General features: G+C 54.9%; 16 protein-coding genes. 8 read left to right on the top strand and 8 right to left on the bottom strand.

From position 1 onward, the window contains the following. Positions 1-72 precede the first annotated feature (72 nt). Together fimI and fimA are read right to left on the bottom strand one after the other, a co-directional pair. Positions 73-606, bottom strand: a complete 534-nt coding sequence (gene fimI / locus FDW95_RS02075; protein WP_115259980.1) for a type 1 fimbrial protein subunit FimI — start codon at positions 604-606, stop codon at positions 73-75. Between the two features lie 77 nt (positions 607-683). After that, on the bottom strand, positions 684-1,238 hold the full coding sequence (gene fimA, locus FDW95_RS02080) for a type 1 fimbrial major subunit FimA (RefSeq protein ID WP_115259167.1): 555 nt from the start codon (positions 1,236-1,238) through the stop codon (positions 684-686). A 574-nt stretch (positions 1,239-1,812) separates the two neighbouring features. On the opposite strand from fimA, the gene folD reads away from it, so the two are divergent. From folD to FDW95_RS02095, 3 genes are all read left to right on the top strand, one after another. Beyond that, positions 1,813-2,679, top strand: coding sequence for a bifunctional methylenetetrahydrofolate dehydrogenase/methenyltetrahydrofolate cyclohydrolase FolD (gene folD, locus FDW95_RS02085; protein WP_115259168.1), 867 nt, complete (start codon positions 1,813-1,815; stop codon positions 2,677-2,679). 1 nt (position 2,680) lies between these two features. Next, on the top strand, positions 2,681-2,893 hold the full coding sequence (gene ybcJ / locus FDW95_RS02090; RefSeq protein ID WP_115259169.1) for a ribosome-associated protein YbcJ: 213 nt from the start codon (positions 2,681-2,683) through the stop codon (positions 2,891-2,893). Between the two features lie 124 nt (positions 2,894-3,017). After that, the gene (locus tag FDW95_RS02095) at positions 3,018-3,542 is read left to right on the top strand and encodes a metal-dependent hydrolase (protein WP_096757998.1); all 525 of its coding nucleotides are present in this window, start codon (positions 3,018-3,020) and stop codon (positions 3,540-3,542) included. Between the two features lie 91 nt (positions 3,543-3,633). On the opposite strand, the gene cysS is transcribed toward FDW95_RS02095, so the two are convergent. Continuing rightward, complete coding sequence (gene cysS, locus FDW95_RS02100; protein WP_115259170.1) at positions 3,634-5,019, bottom strand: cysteine--tRNA ligase; 1,386 nt, start codon at positions 5,017-5,019, stop codon at positions 3,634-3,636. Positions 5,020-5,191: 172 nt separating this feature from the next. Between cysS and ppiB the strand changes: the two genes are divergently transcribed. From ppiB to mnmH, 5 genes are all read left to right on the top strand, one after another. Further along, positions 5,192-5,686, top strand: a complete 495-nt coding sequence (gene ppiB / locus FDW95_RS02105; RefSeq protein WP_115259171.1) for a peptidylprolyl isomerase B — start codon at positions 5,192-5,194, stop codon at positions 5,684-5,686. A 2-nt stretch (positions 5,687-5,688) separates the two neighbouring features. Continuing rightward, positions 5,689-6,411 (top strand): UDP-2,3-diacylglucosamine diphosphatase, encoded by a 723-nt coding sequence (lpxH, locus tag FDW95_RS02110; RefSeq protein ID WP_115259172.1) that lies wholly within the window; start codon positions 5,689-5,691, stop codon positions 6,409-6,411. Between the two features lie 119 nt (positions 6,412-6,530). Then, a complete protein-coding gene (gene purE / locus FDW95_RS02115) occupies positions 6,531-7,040 on the top strand; it encodes a 5-(carboxyamino)imidazole ribonucleotide mutase (RefSeq protein ID WP_096758002.1) in 510 nt (169 codons plus the stop codon). Continuing rightward, the gene (purK, locus tag FDW95_RS02120; RefSeq protein WP_115259173.1) at positions 7,037-8,104 is read left to right on the top strand and encodes a 5-(carboxyamino)imidazole ribonucleotide synthase; all 1,068 of its coding nucleotides are present in this window, start codon (positions 7,037-7,039) and stop codon (positions 8,102-8,104) included. Before purE ends, purK begins: the two co-directional genes overlap by 4 nt. A 96-nt stretch (positions 8,105-8,200) precedes the next feature. Continuing rightward, positions 8,201-9,286 carry a tRNA 2-selenouridine(34) synthase MnmH gene (gene mnmH, locus FDW95_RS02125; RefSeq protein ID WP_115259174.1) on the top strand — a complete coding sequence of 362 codons (1,086 nt, stop codon included), beginning with the start codon at positions 8,201-8,203 and terminating at the stop codon, positions 9,284-9,286. On the opposite strand, the gene FDW95_RS02130 is transcribed toward mnmH, so the two are convergent. The 5 genes from FDW95_RS02130 to FDW95_RS02150 all read right to left on the bottom strand — a co-directional run. After that, positions 9,283-9,942, bottom strand: a complete 660-nt coding sequence (locus FDW95_RS02130; protein ID WP_137363397.1) for a methionine ABC transporter permease — start codon at positions 9,940-9,942, stop codon at positions 9,283-9,285. The genes mnmH and FDW95_RS02130 overlap by 4 nt on opposite strands. Beyond that, positions 9,935-10,951 (bottom strand): virulence-associated ABC transporter ATP-binding protein SfbB, encoded by a 1,017-nt coding sequence (gene sfbB / locus FDW95_RS02135; RefSeq protein WP_115259175.1) that lies wholly within the window; start codon positions 10,949-10,951, stop codon positions 9,935-9,937. Before sfbB ends, FDW95_RS02130 begins: the two co-directional genes overlap by 8 nt. Before the next feature lie 62 nt (positions 10,952-11,013). Then, positions 11,014-11,844, bottom strand: a complete 831-nt coding sequence (locus FDW95_RS02140; protein ID WP_096758006.1) for a MetQ/NlpA family ABC transporter substrate-binding protein — start codon at positions 11,842-11,844, stop codon at positions 11,014-11,016. Between the two features lie 283 nt (positions 11,845-12,127). Then, positions 12,128-13,261 (bottom strand): porin, encoded by a 1,134-nt coding sequence (locus tag FDW95_RS02145; RefSeq protein WP_115259176.1) that lies wholly within the window; start codon positions 13,259-13,261, stop codon positions 12,128-12,130. A gap of 190 nt (positions 13,262-13,451) precedes the next feature. Then, positions 13,452-15,019 (bottom strand): FtsX-like permease family protein (locus FDW95_RS02150; RefSeq protein WP_137363399.1); only part of this gene is annotated, 1,568 nt, incomplete at its 5' end.

Raw genomic sequence — 15,019 nt, forward strand, 5'->3', positions numbered from 1 at the left:
TATCAATAAGTTGGAGTCATTACCTAAACATGGCTACAAATACCTTTGGTGTGATTATCGTTGGTAAATAAATCAGGGATAGACCAACGTAAACCACACGTCTGAACGAAGCGTTCCTGGCGTTATCTTTTCCGAGACAGCCCGATAGCGCGCGGTGAAGTGAAACGTCATTTCCTGCGTTAAAATTGGGGCGTAATGACGCGGCAGCGCATTCGGAATAATTTGTCGTTGCCCCTCATCAAATAATGCCAGGCCAATACCCGAGGCCGCAGACGCCTCACCGCTGGCCAGAAAGACCTGCGGATCTTCTGCAGGCGTGACGCCGGCAAACGCAATCCCAACATGGTCATAAACGTCGGCACTGCAGGACGTTAAGCGCAGTGAAAACGGTACGCTGGTCGAGGCAAAGCTTCCCGGTTCGCCAAATGCGTTGGTGCGATACTGCCCCATCTGTACCCGCAAGTTCTGGCTATCGGTGGCCACCGTACAGGCCCCATTGACCAGTTGCCCACGCAGGTGAAGGCGACCGCTTTCCAGTATTACCGTGTGTGCAAGCACAGGCATTACGCACAGCATTCCCGCCAGCGTCATGCCTTTAAAAATCAGTTGCCACATCCTTCGTCATCCCCGGATATTGCCTCATCCATTGAGGCTGTCGTCTTCCTTGCGCCAATCAGAACGGCTTATTCGTACTTCATGATGAAGGTGGCGTCGGCGTTTGCCTGCCCTGGCGTGGCGCTTGCAGCGGTCGCTTTATAACGTGCGGAGAAACGCAGGGTGTTGGTGCCTTCTACCAGCGCCTGGGCAGTAGAGAAGGTGGCACCATCTGGCTTCAGCGCGGTAGACGCGTTGTCCAGAATTTCGATGCCTACACCGCCAGCGGTGGTGGTGTTATTCCCTGAAGATACCGCCAGCAGAGCTGAGTTGGAGGCATCCGCCTGACCCGAAAACGCCACAGCTGCCGTCGCGGCAACCGCAGGATCGCAGTCGTTCAGCACGATGGAGAACGGAATCTGTGCCGTGGTATCGCCGATGGCTGCAAAGCTGGCGGTACGATATTGCCCTAATGTCACCACCTGATCGGCTGACTGTGTGCTTACCGCACAAGCTGCATTGACCAGTTCACCTTCAAAATGAACAGTACCGCCGCTCACGCTGACCGGATCGGCTGCGACTGCGGCCCCTGCAACTAACATCAGGCTGGCAATAACAGAAGTATTTATTAATTTACGTTTCATGGATTTCCCTTGAATTACACACATCCGGTTCCGGTATCCTGCCGGCTCCGTTTGAATCATTATCGACATAAAATGTCAGGCAAATTATCTCTGCATCCTGTAAAGATATATATCGAAAGAGAATTAATGATGCTTGACCCCAACTCTCCTGAGCGCGAGATTCACTAATTAATCTTTACGAATATGACAATTCGTCACAGGGATAAATTAAACATTTCAATTAATGAAAAATACCTGCAAATCCTTGTAATGGCCCTGGCTAATTCTTATTGGGATCTAAGAAATGTCTGGGTAAATATTACTTAAACACCACCACAATGGTACGTAACAGACTGGTTTATGACGCATTACCCATGAAAACAGAAGGGTGATGAATTGTTTCACTAACGTTAAAATTAATTAGCGTACTCAGTAATTATTCCTGTCTTTACGATATTGACACCTCACCCGTTCGCACAGCGAGACGTTCCTAATCTCACCTAAAAATGCAAACGAAAACTGACAGCACGCCGCGCTTCTGACAAAATAGTGACATCCCCTTCGATTTAACGTAACAGACGGAATCCTCTCTCTGATGGCAGCAAAGATTATTGACGGTAAAACGATTGCGCAGCAGGTACGCTCTGAGGTGGCTCAAAAAGTTCAGGCGCGTTTAGCGGCTGGATTACGCGCCCCAGGCCTGGCTGTTGTGCTGGTAGGTAGCAACCCGGCTTCGCAAATTTACGTAGCAAGTAAACGCAAAGCCTGCGACGAAGTGGGGTTCGTCTCCCGCTCCTATGACCTGCCTGAAACCACCAGCGAGGCGGAACTTCTTGAGCTCATTGATACGCTCAATGCGGATGCCGCCATCGACGGTATTCTGGTCCAGCTGCCGTTACCGGCGGGGATCGACAACGTTAAGGTACTGGAACGCATTGCACCGGATAAAGACGTCGACGGCTTCCACCCGTATAACGTCGGTCGCCTGTGCCAGCGTGCACCGCGCCTGCGTCCGTGTACGCCTCGCGGCATCGTGACCCTGCTTGAGCGTTACAACATCGATACCTACGGCCTGAATGCCGTGGTGATTGGCGCCTCAAACATTGTCGGTCGTCCTATGAGCATGGAGCTGCTGCTGGAGGGCTGTACCACCACGGTAACCCACCGCTTTACCAAAGATCTGCGTCGCCATGTAGAGCATGCTGACCTGCTGATTGTCGCCGTCGGCAAACCGGGTTTTATTCCCGGTGAATGGATCAAAGAAGGTGCGATTGTGATTGATGTCGGCATCAACCGTCTGGAGAATGGCAAGGTTGTTGGCGATGTGGTCTTTGAAGATGCCGCTGCGCGCGCCGGGTATATTACACCGGTGCCGGGTGGCGTTGGCCCGATGACGGTCGCCACACTTATCGAAAACACGCTTCAGGCGTGCGTTGAATACCATGATGTAAAGGACGTTTAAGATGGCCACATTTTCACTGGGTAAACACCCACGCGTTGAACTCTGCGATCTGCTAAAGCTGGAAGGCTGGAGCGAAAGCGGCGCCCAGGCAAAAATTGCCATTGGCGAAGGGTTAGTGAAGGTCGATGGAGTAGTAGAAACACGTAAACGCTGCAAAATCGTTGCCGGACAGACCGTGAGCTTTGAAGGTCAAAGCATTAACGTCGTGGCATGATCCCAGGGCCGGATGGCGGTTCACACCACATCCGGTCCGTTCCCCCTGATTTTCAGATAATTAACTTCACCTTCACTTCACACCAGGCTGTTAGCCTATCGTTTTCTTATACGAAGCGACTATCATGCCAACCATCGTTACCCACGCAGCTGTACCTCTTTGTTTAGGATTGGGTCTGGGGCTCAAAGTCATTCCCCCACGCTTGTTGTTTGCCGGGGTTGTACTGGCAATGCTGCCTGACGCCGACGTCCTGTCGTTTAAGTTCGGTATTGCCTACGGCAACGTGTTCGGTCACCGCGGATTTACCCACTCGCTACTGTTCGCCTTCGCGGTGCCGTTACTGTGCATCATGATAGGTCGACGATGGTTTAAAGCCGGGCTGGTTCGCTGCTGGTTATTTTTGACGGTGTCGTTGCTGTCACACAGCCTGCTGGATTCGGTGACCACCGGAGGAAAAGGCGTTGGCTGGCTGTGGCCATGGTCAGATGAGCGCTTCTTTGCGCCGTGGCAGGTGATTAAGGTTGCGCCGTTCGCGCTGTCACGCTACGCCACGCCGTATGGGCATCAGGTGATTATCTCGGAATTAATGTGGGTGTGGCTGCCGGGAGCCGTCATGATGGGTGTGCTGTGGTGGTACAGACGTCACTAATAGTGCCTGATGGCGCTACGCTTATCAGGCCTACCGATCATTCCATCGTAGGCCGGATAAGGCGTTAGCCGCCATCCGGCAATTGAGAGAATTACTTACGACGCCAGGTGGTGCCTTGTGGGCCATCTTCCAGCACAATACCCATCTCGTTCAGACGGTCACGTGCCGCGTCGGCCGCCGCCCAGTCTTTCGCTTTACGGGCATCTAAACGCTGTTGGATAAGCGCTTCAATCTCAGCGACCTCACCGTCATCCGCCTGCGCACCGCTTTGCAGGAACGCTTCCGGATCCTGCTCCAGCAGGCCCAGCACGCCGGACAGCTTGCGCAGATGCGCGGCCATAGCGTTAGCCGCCGCCATATCTTCACCCTTCAGACGGTTGACCTCACGCGCCATATCAAACAGCACCGAGTAGGCTTCCGGCGTATTGAAATCATCGTTCATTGCTTCAATGAAACGCGCTTCAAAGGCATCACCACCGGCTGGCGCCACGGATTTGTCAGTACCGCGCAGCGCGGTGTACAGACGCTCCAGTGCAGAACGTGCCTGCTTCAGGTTCTCTTCGCTGTAGTTCAGCTGGCTACGATAGTGGCCGGACATCAGGAAGTAGCGAATGGTTTCGGCGTCGTAGTATTTCAGCACGTCGCGCACGGTAAAGAAGTTGCCCAGTGATTTGGACATTTTCTCACGATCAACCATCACCATCCCGGAGTGCATCCAGTAGTTGACGTATTCGCCGTCGTGCGCACAGGTGGACTGGGCAATTTCGTTTTCATGATGCGGGAACATCAGGTCAGAGCCGCCGCCGTGAATATCGAAATGGTTGCCCAGCTGTTTGCAGTTCATCGCAGAACATTCGATGTGCCAGCCCGGACGGCCTGCTCCCCACGGGGACGGCCAGCTCGGCTCGCCCTCTTTGGACATCTTCCACAGCACGAAGTCCATCGGGTTACGTTTCACATCCACCACATCCACGCGGGCACCCGCCTGCAGCTGATCCAGATCCTGGCGCGACAGCTGACCGTAGTGCGGATCGGTCGGCACGTCGAACATCACGTCGCCGTTATCAGCCACGTAAGCGTGACCTTTGGCGATCAGCTGTTCGGTGATTTCAATAATTTCCGCAATATGATGCGTCGCACGTGGTTCGAGATCCGGGCGCAGGATATTCAGCGCGTCGAAGTCGTTGTGCATTTCCGCGATCATCCTGTCGACCAACGCCACAAAGCTTTCACCATTTTCATTAGCGCGCTTAATGATTTTGTCGTCGATATCGGTAATGTTACGCACGTACTTCAGCTTATAGCCGAGGAAGCGCAGATAGCGCGCAACCACGTCAAAAGAGACGAAGGTACGTCCGTGACCAATATGACAGAGATCATAAACAGTGATACCACACACGTACATGCCGACTTCCCCGGCATGAATAGGTTTGAATTCCTCTTTTTGGCGCGTCAGTGTATTAAAGATTTTTAACATCGAAGATTCCGTGTAGACGTGTGTGGATAACAAAGCCCTATAATACCTATAAATTGGCCCCGAAGCAGCACACTTTGCAAGGTGATCGAATCTTGCGGTTATGCTATAACACACCCCTAACTCTGACCCTGACCAGGGTCGAAGCACCACTCTATCGGAACAGGATGCAAAAATGGTTACTTTCCACACTAATCACGGCGATATCGTAATCAAAACATTTGATGATAAAGCGCCTGAAACAGTTAAAAACTTCCTGGACTACTGCCGCGAAGGTTTCTATAACAACACCATTTTCCACCGTGTGATTAATGGTTTCATGATTCAGGGCGGCGGTTTTGAGCCTGGCATGAAGCAAAAAGAAACCAAAGAGGCTATCAAAAACGAAGCCAACAACGGTCTGAAAAACACCCGTGGTACGCTGGCGATGGCCCGTACTCAGGCTCCGCACTCCGCAACGGCGCAGTTCTTCATTAACGTTGCCGACAACGACTTCCTGAACTTCTCCGGCGAAAGCATGCAGGGCTGGGGTTACTGTGTATTTGCTGAAGTGGTTGAAGGTATGGACGTGGTTGATAAAATCAAAAACGTTTCTACCGGTCGCAGCGGCATGCACCAGGACGTACCGAAAGAAGACGTTATTATCGAAAACGTGACCGTCAGCGAGTAATCGTGGCGACACTGTTTATTGCAGATCTTCACCTCTGCACAGAAGAACCGGCGATCACCGCCGGTTTTCTGCGTTTTTTAGCCGGTGAAGCACGAAAAGCCGATGCGCTGTATATTCTTGGCGATCTGTTCGAAGCCTGGATAGGCGACGATGACCCCACTCCGCTGCACCATGAAATCGCCGTCGCAATAAAATCGCTGGCTGATTCCGGCGTCCCCTGCTTCTTCATTCACGGCAACCGTGATTTTCTGCTCGGCAAGCGTTTTGCCCGCGAGAGCGGCATGACCTTGTTACCCGACGAAAAAGTGCTCGACCTGTATGGCCGCAAGGTGCTGATCATGCATGGCGACACGCTGTGTACCGATGATGCCGGTTATCAGGCATTTCGCGCTAAAGTGCATCAGCCCTGGCTACAAACACTGTTTCTTGCTCTGCCGTTGTTTGTTCGCCAACGCATTGCCGCAAAGATGCGCGCCAACAGCAAAGCCGCCAACAGCAGCAAATCGCTGGAAATTATGGATGTGAATCAGCAGGCCGTGGTTACCGAGATGGAAAAACACCAGGTCCAGTGGTTAATTCACGGGCATACCCATCGCCCGGCGGTGCATGAACTGACAGCCAATAGACAACCTGCGTTCCGCGTAGTATTAGGTGCGTGGCACAGCGAAGGTTCGATGGTTAAGGTCACGCCCGACGACGTTGAGCTGATCGCGTTTGCATTTTAATTCCCCCGCCAAAACGCTTGCTATAAAGGCTACGCAATCGTTTTCCTTGGCGGTGAATTATGCTATTCTCTGTGGCCTCTAACGCAGTGTGAAGCACACCCACAGGAGTTTTCAGACGCATGTCTTCCCGCAATAATCCGGCGCGAGTCGCCATCGTGATGGGGTCCAAAAGCGACTGGGCTACCATGCAGTTCGCCGCCGAAATCTTCGAAATCCTGAATGTCCCGCACCACGTTGAAGTGGTCTCTGCCCACCGCACCCCCGACAGACTGTTTAGCTTCGCCGAAAGTGCTGAAGAGAACGGCTATCAGGTGATTATTGCAGGCGCAGGCGGTGCAGCACATCTGCCCGGTATGATTGCCGCCAAAACGCTGGTACCGGTATTAGGTGTTCCGGTGCAAAGCGCAGCACTGAGCGGCGTAGACAGCCTGTACTCCATCGTACAGATGCCACGCGGTATTCCGGTGGGCACGCTGGCGATTGGTAAAGCGGGCGCGGCGAATGCGGCCCTGCTGGCGGCACAAATTCTGGCGACACACGATAAAGAACTGCATCAGCGTCTGCATGACTGGCGTAAAGCACAGACCGACGAAGTACTAGAGAACCCGGACCCGCGAGGTGCGGCATGAAGCAGGTTTGCGTACTCGGCAACGGTCAGCTAGGACGCATGTTGCGCCAGGCCGGTGAGCCGCTGGGGATTGCGGTCTGGCCCGTCGGGCTGGATGCCGAACCCGCTGCCGTTCCCTTTCAGCAAAGCGTGATTACCGCCGAGATTGAACGCTGGCCGGAAACCGCACTAACCCGCGAACTGGCGCGCCATCCGGCGTTCGTCAACCGTGATATTTTCCCGATTATTGCCGACCGTCTGACGCAAAAGCAGCTGTTTGACAAACTGAAGCTGGCTACCGCGCCGTGGCAGCTGTTGGCAGACAAAAGCGAATGGTCTGCGGTATTTGAAACGCTGGGAGAGCTGGCGATCGTCAAACGCCGCGTCGGCGGCTACGACGGTCGCGGGCAGTGGCGTTTACGCGCCCACGAAACAGAACAACTGCCGGACGACTGCTACGGCGAGTGTATCGTCGAGCAGGGTATTAACTTCTCCGGCGAAGTATCACTGGTTGGCGCCCGCGCCCACGACGGCAGCACCGTCTTCTATCCACTGACTCATAACCTGCATCAGGACGGCATTCTGCGCACCAGCGTCGCGTTCCCGCAGGCCAATGCCAAACAGCAGGATCAGGCCGAGGCGATGCTGTCTGCCATCATGCACGAGCTGGGCTATGTTGGCGTAATGGCGATGGAGTGTTTTATCACCCCGGAAGGCTTGCTGATCAACGAACTGGCCCCGCGCGTACACAACAGCGGACACTGGACACAGAACGGCGCCAGCATCAGCCAATTTGAACTGCACCTGCGCGCCATTACCGACCTGCCGTTACCTGTGCCGGTGGTGAACAGTCCGTCAGTGATGGTGAATTTAATTGGCAGCGACCTGAATTATGACTGGCTGAAACTGCCACTGGTGCATCTGCACTGGTATGACAAAGAGGTGCGCGCAGGTCGTAAGGTTGGTCACCTGAACCTGACCGACAACGATACCGCTCGCCTGAGCGCCACGCTGGAAGCACTGATTCCCCTGCTACCGCCGGAATATGCCAGCGGCATTATCTGGGCACAGTCCAAACTGAAATAAGCCATTAATGCCGGGGAATGGAATTTGTCCTTCCCCGGCCCCTCCTCTGGCGCGTAAAATCCCCTCCATTGCTGTTTTGTATTTTCAGGATTGAACATGAACGATGGAACGGACTATCGCGCGATTCTGCTCGCCGGTACGCCCTTAATCGATGTACGCGCCCCCGTTGAGTTTCAACAAGGTGCGATGCCGGGTGCAATCAACCTTCCCCTGATGAACGATGACGAACGTGCCGCGGTCGGGACCTGTTACAAACGTCAGGGACCGGACGCTGCGCTGGCACTGGGACATCATCTTGTGAGCGGCGACACCCGCCAGCAGCGAATGAGTGCCTGGCAAGCGGCGTGTCGCCAACACCCTGAGGGAATTTTATGCTGCGCACGCGGCGGTCAGCGTTCACACATTGTGCAGCAATGGCTGCGTGAATCCGGCATTGACTACCCGCTGGTCAGCGGCGGTTATAAAGCCCTGCGTCAGGCTGCGATACAAATAACTGAAGAGTTGGTGCAAAAACCAATTGTCTTAATTGGCGGCTGTACCGGCAGCGGTAAAACGCAGTTGGTGCAATTGCAGCCAAACGGCGTGGATCTCGAAGGTCTGGCGCACCATCGCGGCTCTTCTTTTGGTCGCACGGTTGAGCCGCAACTGAGCCAGGCCAGTTTTGAAAACCTGCTGGCGGTCGAGATGCTGAAAACCGACAGCCGTCAGGACCTGCATCGCTGGGTGCTGGAAGATGAAGGCCGCATGATTGGCGCCAATCATTTGCCCGAGTGCTTGCGCGAGCGCATGAGCCAGGCCTCTATTGCGGTGGTTGACGATCCCTTTGAACTGCGCCTTGAGCGGCTGCGTGAAGAGTATTTCGTGCGCATGCACCACGATTTCACCCAAGCGTACGGGGAAACCCAGGGCTGGCAGGAATACAGCGAATACCTGCACCACGGTCTGTTCGCCATCCGCCGTCGTTTAGGGTTACAACGTTTTGCGGAACTGACCGAACTGCTCGACGTCGCGTTGAACGAGCAACAGGCCAGCGGCAGCACCGACGGTCACATGGGCTGGCTGGTGCCGTTACTCAACGAATATTACGATCCGATGTATCGTTACCAGTTAGAGAAGAAAGCCGCGAAAATCGTCTTTCGCGGCACATGGCAGGAGGTGAATGACTGGGTTCAGACGCATTAATGCCGGTCGCGCTTATCCGCGCGTTTCGCCAGCCAGTCGCCCAGCACCTGAACAACCTGTACCAGAATAATCAGCGCCACCACGGTGACGATCATGACCTGGGTTTCGTAGCGGTAATAACCGAAGCGAATCGCCAGGTCACCAACGCCGCCGCCACCAACAATCCCGGCCATCGCGGAATAGCCGATCAGGCTGACCAGCGTTATCGTCAACCCACGCAGCAGGCCGGCACTGGCTTCCGGTAACAGCACCGTACAAATGATGCGCATCGGGCTGGCGCCAAAGGCCTCCGCCGCTTCAATAATGCCTTTATAGACCTCGCGCAGGGCGCTGTCCACCAGTCGGGCATAAAATGCAATCGCCGCTACCGACAGCGGTACCGACGCCGCAATCGGCCCGATGGTATTGCCGAGCAAAAACTGAGTTAACGGCAGCAGCAGCACCAGCAGGATCACAAACGGCACCGAACGGATGATATTCACCAGCACGGAGCTGAGCAGATACACAAAACGGTTCTGCCAGAATAAATGACGGTCGGTTACGAAGATTAAAAAACCCAGCGGCAGGCCGCCAACAATTGCCAGCACCGTTGAGATGCTCAGCATCTGGAAGGTTTCATTGAACGCCAGCGTCAAATCCGGCAATAAATCATCCACGAATCACCTCCACCTGTGCGGTACGTTGACGAATGTGCTCCACGGCGACATCGACCGCCGCAGGATTATGCGGCGCGGTCAGTTGCACCACCAATATCCCCAGCGCCCGCTCGCCAATATATTCAATTTTGCCGTGCAGGATATTCACCGCCACGCCAAATTTCACCGCCACCTCGGACAGCACCGGCTGTTCTGCCGAATCGCCAATAAACAGAATTTTTAACAGCTGCCCCGGCAAATGTTGCCGCAGGCGATCCGGTAGCGTCAGGTTGAGCGTGTGCGATACCAGCTGTTGGGTAAAGGCGTGCTGCGGATGGGCAAAAACATCAAACACCTCGCCGGATTCCACTACCTTGCCACCGGACATCACCGCCACGCGATCGCAGATAGATTTGATCACGTTCATCTCGTGGGTGATCAGGACGATCGTGATCCCCAGTTGGGCGTTGATCTGCTTGAGCAGTGCCAGAATGGTAGCGGAGGTTTCCAGATCCAGCGCCGAAGTCGGTTCATCGCAGAGCAGCACATCCGGGTGGTTGGCAATCGCACGGGCAATACCCACACGCTGCTTTTGCCCGCCGCTGAGCTGCACCGGATAACGGTTGGCCTTATCAGACAGTCCCACCAGGGCCAGGATCTCCGTCACGCGTGGGGCAATTTTACTGCCCTCCCAGCCTGCAGCCTTCAGGCTGAAGGCCACATTTTGCGCCACGGTGCGGGTATGCATCAGGTTAAAGTGCTGGAAGATCATGCCGATACGCTGACGCGCCTTGCGTAATTGACGTCCCTCAAGCGCGGAGATTTCCACGCCATTCACTTTTACGCTTCCCTCGCTCGGGCGCGTTAAGGCGTTCAGGGTACGCAGCAGGGTACTTTTTCCCGCGCCGCTGGTCCCAACAATACCGAATATCTCGCCTGCGCCGATCCGCAGGCTGACGTCATCCACCGCGCGGGTTGACGGCCCATGGCCTGCGGTAAAGTCCACGCAAACCTTCTCTATCTCAATCATAGCCACCTCAGAAATGCGAAAAGGGCAGTCATCGCTGCCCTGTTAACCCATTGGCGCAGCGATTACTGGGCTGCCGACATCCATTCCGGTTTCTGGAAGGCGCTGTAAATATTTTTCGGGTCGTCAATCACCGCGCGATAAGCCGGTGATTTCACCGCCTCAACAATGTCTTTGGCGAACGGTTTATCCGCATCTTCACTGCGTACCGCGATGATGTTTTTCAGGTTTTCATCCAGGTGCTCTTGCTTCAACGCACTCGCGAGATCCAGTTTTGCGGCAACGGCGAAGTTACCGTTGACCAGCGCGCCGGTCACGCCGTCGAGCGTACGCGGCAACTGCGCAGCTTCCAGCGGTTTGAAAATCAGCCCTTTCGGGTTGCTGGCGATATCACGCTCGGAAGCTTTAGTGGGATCGATATTATCTTTAATGGTGATCAAATCGATGGATTGCAGGAAGCGCAGCCCGCGAGCCAGGTTGGTGGGATCGTTGGAAAGCGTAATCACGTCCCCTTTTTTCAGCTCATCCAGGCTTTTGATTTTATGTGAGTAGAACCCCATTCCGGCCGTCGGGACCACAATCAGTTTGCTCAGCTTCAGGCCTTTGTCGGCAGTGAATTTGTCAAAGTACAGCGAGTGCTGGAACAGGTTAGCGTCAATGCTACCGTTGGAAAGCGCCATATTGGGCTGGACGTAGTCGCTGAATTCGCGCACCACCACCTTGTAGCCCTTTTCTTTCAGCGTCGGGGCAATAGCCTGTTTTACCATGTCACCATACGGACCCGGCGCGACGCCGAAAACGATAGTCTGTGGATCGCTATTGGCGTGAGCAAACTGTAAGCCGCAGGCCAGTAATAATGCTCCGGTCGCGATGCGTAAATTGTGGCGCAATCCCATAATCTCTCCATTTTAACGTTGTGATGTGGTGTCTCACGCCGTTCATGCGGCGTTGTTGTTGTTGACCTGCCTAACAGGCAGATTGTTAACATGACACAGATCACAACCTGCTGTCCTTGAAATTATTTCATGATGTTGCAGAGTGTGTAATTGAAGGGGAAGGCATGAAAAAAGCCGGATGGCGGCACAAGCACCTTATCCGGCCTACAAATAACTCGATTACGCTGCTCTCGTAGGCCCGATAGCACACGCGCATCGGGCATTCCGTTTGGCAGGTGTTCGATTAGAAATCGTAACGCAGACGCACCAGGTTCATGTCGCCCAGGTTGTCGGTGCTGGAGGTAAAGACGTGTTCGTAATCTACACGGAAGCCGTAGTCCAGCTGGAAGCTGATCCCCACGCCGTTGTCGGTGCGCAGGTAGTTACGGCCATTCACGTATTCAATGCGATCGCCCATAAAGTAAGGCTGAACGGATTTCAGCGCATACTGACCAACCGGGAAAGTGTAACCGGCAAAGTATTCCAGACCCCACGCGTCACCGGCAAAATAGTCGTTAACCGACACTTTCTTGGTGGTCATGAAGTTTTGATACCAGCCGCCACCCAGGGAGAAGGTCCAGTTGTCCGGTTTCCAGCTCAGCGCAGTACCCACGATGTTCTGATCGTACATTTTGCTGCCATTGCCGCGCATTTCCGCACGGGTGTAGTTCCACGCCGTACCCCAGGTTAAGTCGTCGGTAATGTGGTAATCGGCACCCAGCGAGCCGCCGCCTTTACGTTTGTAGCGCAGACCGTTGTTCGGGTTGTAATCATCGCTGAAAAGATAAGAGGCATAGAGATCTACATCGCCCACGGTTTTCTTATACTTCAGTGATTTACGCGTACGATATGAACCATCGTAGTCGCCATTAATCCCGTTACCTGGTGCCTGACCGATCATGTCGTAGTCCCAGATATCTGTTTTCGCACCGACCACATCATAGTAAATGCTGTGCTGTTGACCAAAGGTCAGCGTACCCCAGGTCGCACTCTTCAGCCCGGTGTACAGCATACGACGCGTGGTGTCGTTGGCGCCGTCGGCATGGTGACTATCCCAGTCGAACATCGCCGGGAAGTTAACACCCAGCTCGTAGTAGCTTACCCAACTGATGTCATCAAACAGATAGTAGTCTGCGGCGAAGCGGAAACGGGTACCGCCATCGAAACCGTTACGCTTGTAGCCATTCTTGCCATCGTCGCCCGCCATGTTCTGGAACTGGGGACGGATACTGCCACCGACGGTGAAGTTAAGACGGCTCAGCGGATTACCCGCCTGCGGATCTTGTTTCAGGACGGTGATTTCCGCCTGGGCGGCGAACGTCGTTAATGCCACTGCTGCGCCGATCGATACCGCCAGCGCTGTTTTTTTTATAGTCATGGATTGTTTTACCTTGATAGATAGCCTGCCAATTATTCAGCACGCAAATATTAACGTTTATTAACACTCGCGTGTTGGCGGGTTTTTATTGTTCCGTGCGGTTAAATATCAAGGAGTTATCAATTTGTGCGGGATAAACGAAAAATACGCACCGGTGTAAAAACCGGTGCGTAATCATCACTAAAATGAATTAATTGTTAAACTGACGAAACAGGGCCTTGCCTTTTAGCAGACGTGCGCCGAGCCACCCACCGCATAATGAGAGCAGCAACGCCCCGCAAACCGGTAAGATGACCCACAGCCGCCAGTCAGGCTCCCACGGGAAATCAAACACGCGGGTTTGCAGAACCGCCAGCGCGGTTTCTGCGCCAATGGCCGCAACCAGCCCGGAGACCATCCCCAGCATGGCGAACTCGCACCAAAGCGTGGTGCGCAGCAATTTCTTGCCCGCCCCCAGCGTCCGCCAGACCACCAGTTCCTGATGCCGCTGACGCATGCCGACCTGCACCTGAGCCAGCAGCAGCAGCATGCCACAAGCGGTAACCAGCACCACCATCACCTCCAGCGCCCGGCTGACCTGTTCAAGCACCTGGCCAACCTGTTTGAGGATCGCGCCGATATCCAGCAGGCTGATGGTCGGAAACTCGCGGTTAAGCTGCGTCAGCATGCCGTTGCCATTTTCCCAACGGAAGCTGGTCAGCCAACTTTGCGGCTGCCCGTCCAACGCGCCCTGCGGGAAGATAAAGAAGAAGTTAGGCCGCAGGCTTTCCCAGTCCACCTTACGCAGGCTACTGACCGTAGCGCTGAAATCCTGGGTGTCCCCCATAAAGGTCACGCGATCGCCAAGTTTGACGTTCAGTCGCTTCGCCAGCCCTTCTTCCATCGACACTTCACCTGCTTTTGGCGGCCAGCTTCCGGCGGTTAACGGGTTATGATCCGGACGGGTATCCTGCCAGGTCAGGTTCAGTTCGCGGTTAAGCGACTCATCCTGATTACCTTCGGTTGCCTTGTCATTGATGGCGGTCAGACGTGCTCGCACAATCGGGTAGAACGACTCAGGGATCACCTGATGCTCGGACAGGAACGCCTTCAGCGGCCCCACTTGTTCAGTGGCAATATTGATGAGGAAGTAGTTCGGGCTTTCCGGCGGCATTTGCTGCTGCCAGCGGTCGAGCAGATCGCCCCGTAACACCAGCAACAGCGCCAGTAGCATAAAAGAGAGCGAAAAGGCCGACAGCTGACTCAGCGTTGACCACGGCTGGCGCAGTAAGCGACTGACCGCCAGACGCAGCGGCAGCGAGGTGAGCGTCAGGCCGCGCAGCAGGTTGAGCAGCATCCAGCCCAGCACGCCGCACAGCAGCGCCAGCACCGCCGCACCGGCCAGCACCGCCCACAGCAGCATGCTTCCGCCCATCAGCCCGGCCAGCAGCGCAACCACCACGATCGTCGCCATGGGCAAATAGATCTTCAGCGGCCAGACGTTGGCCACCACGTCGCGGCGCAGCACCCGCAGCGGCTGCGTGGCCAGCAGCAGACGATAGGGACGCAGCCCGACCAGCAGTGAAATGACGGTCATGGTGCCGAACGCCCACAGCCACGGCCACAGGCTGGCAGGCGGCAATTCACCCGGTAAAACGGGCCTGAGCAGCAGCACCAGTATGCGTTCAAACAGCAGACCACACGCCCCGCCGGTGATACCGGACAACGCCAACACCATCAACCACTGGCCGACAATCAGCTTGCGTAGCTGCGCCCTGC

The sequence above is a fragment of the Citrobacter sp. wls718 genome (assembly GCF_005280945.1).
GTDB lineage: Bacteria > Pseudomonadota > Gammaproteobacteria > Enterobacterales > Enterobacteriaceae > Citrobacter > Citrobacter gillenii.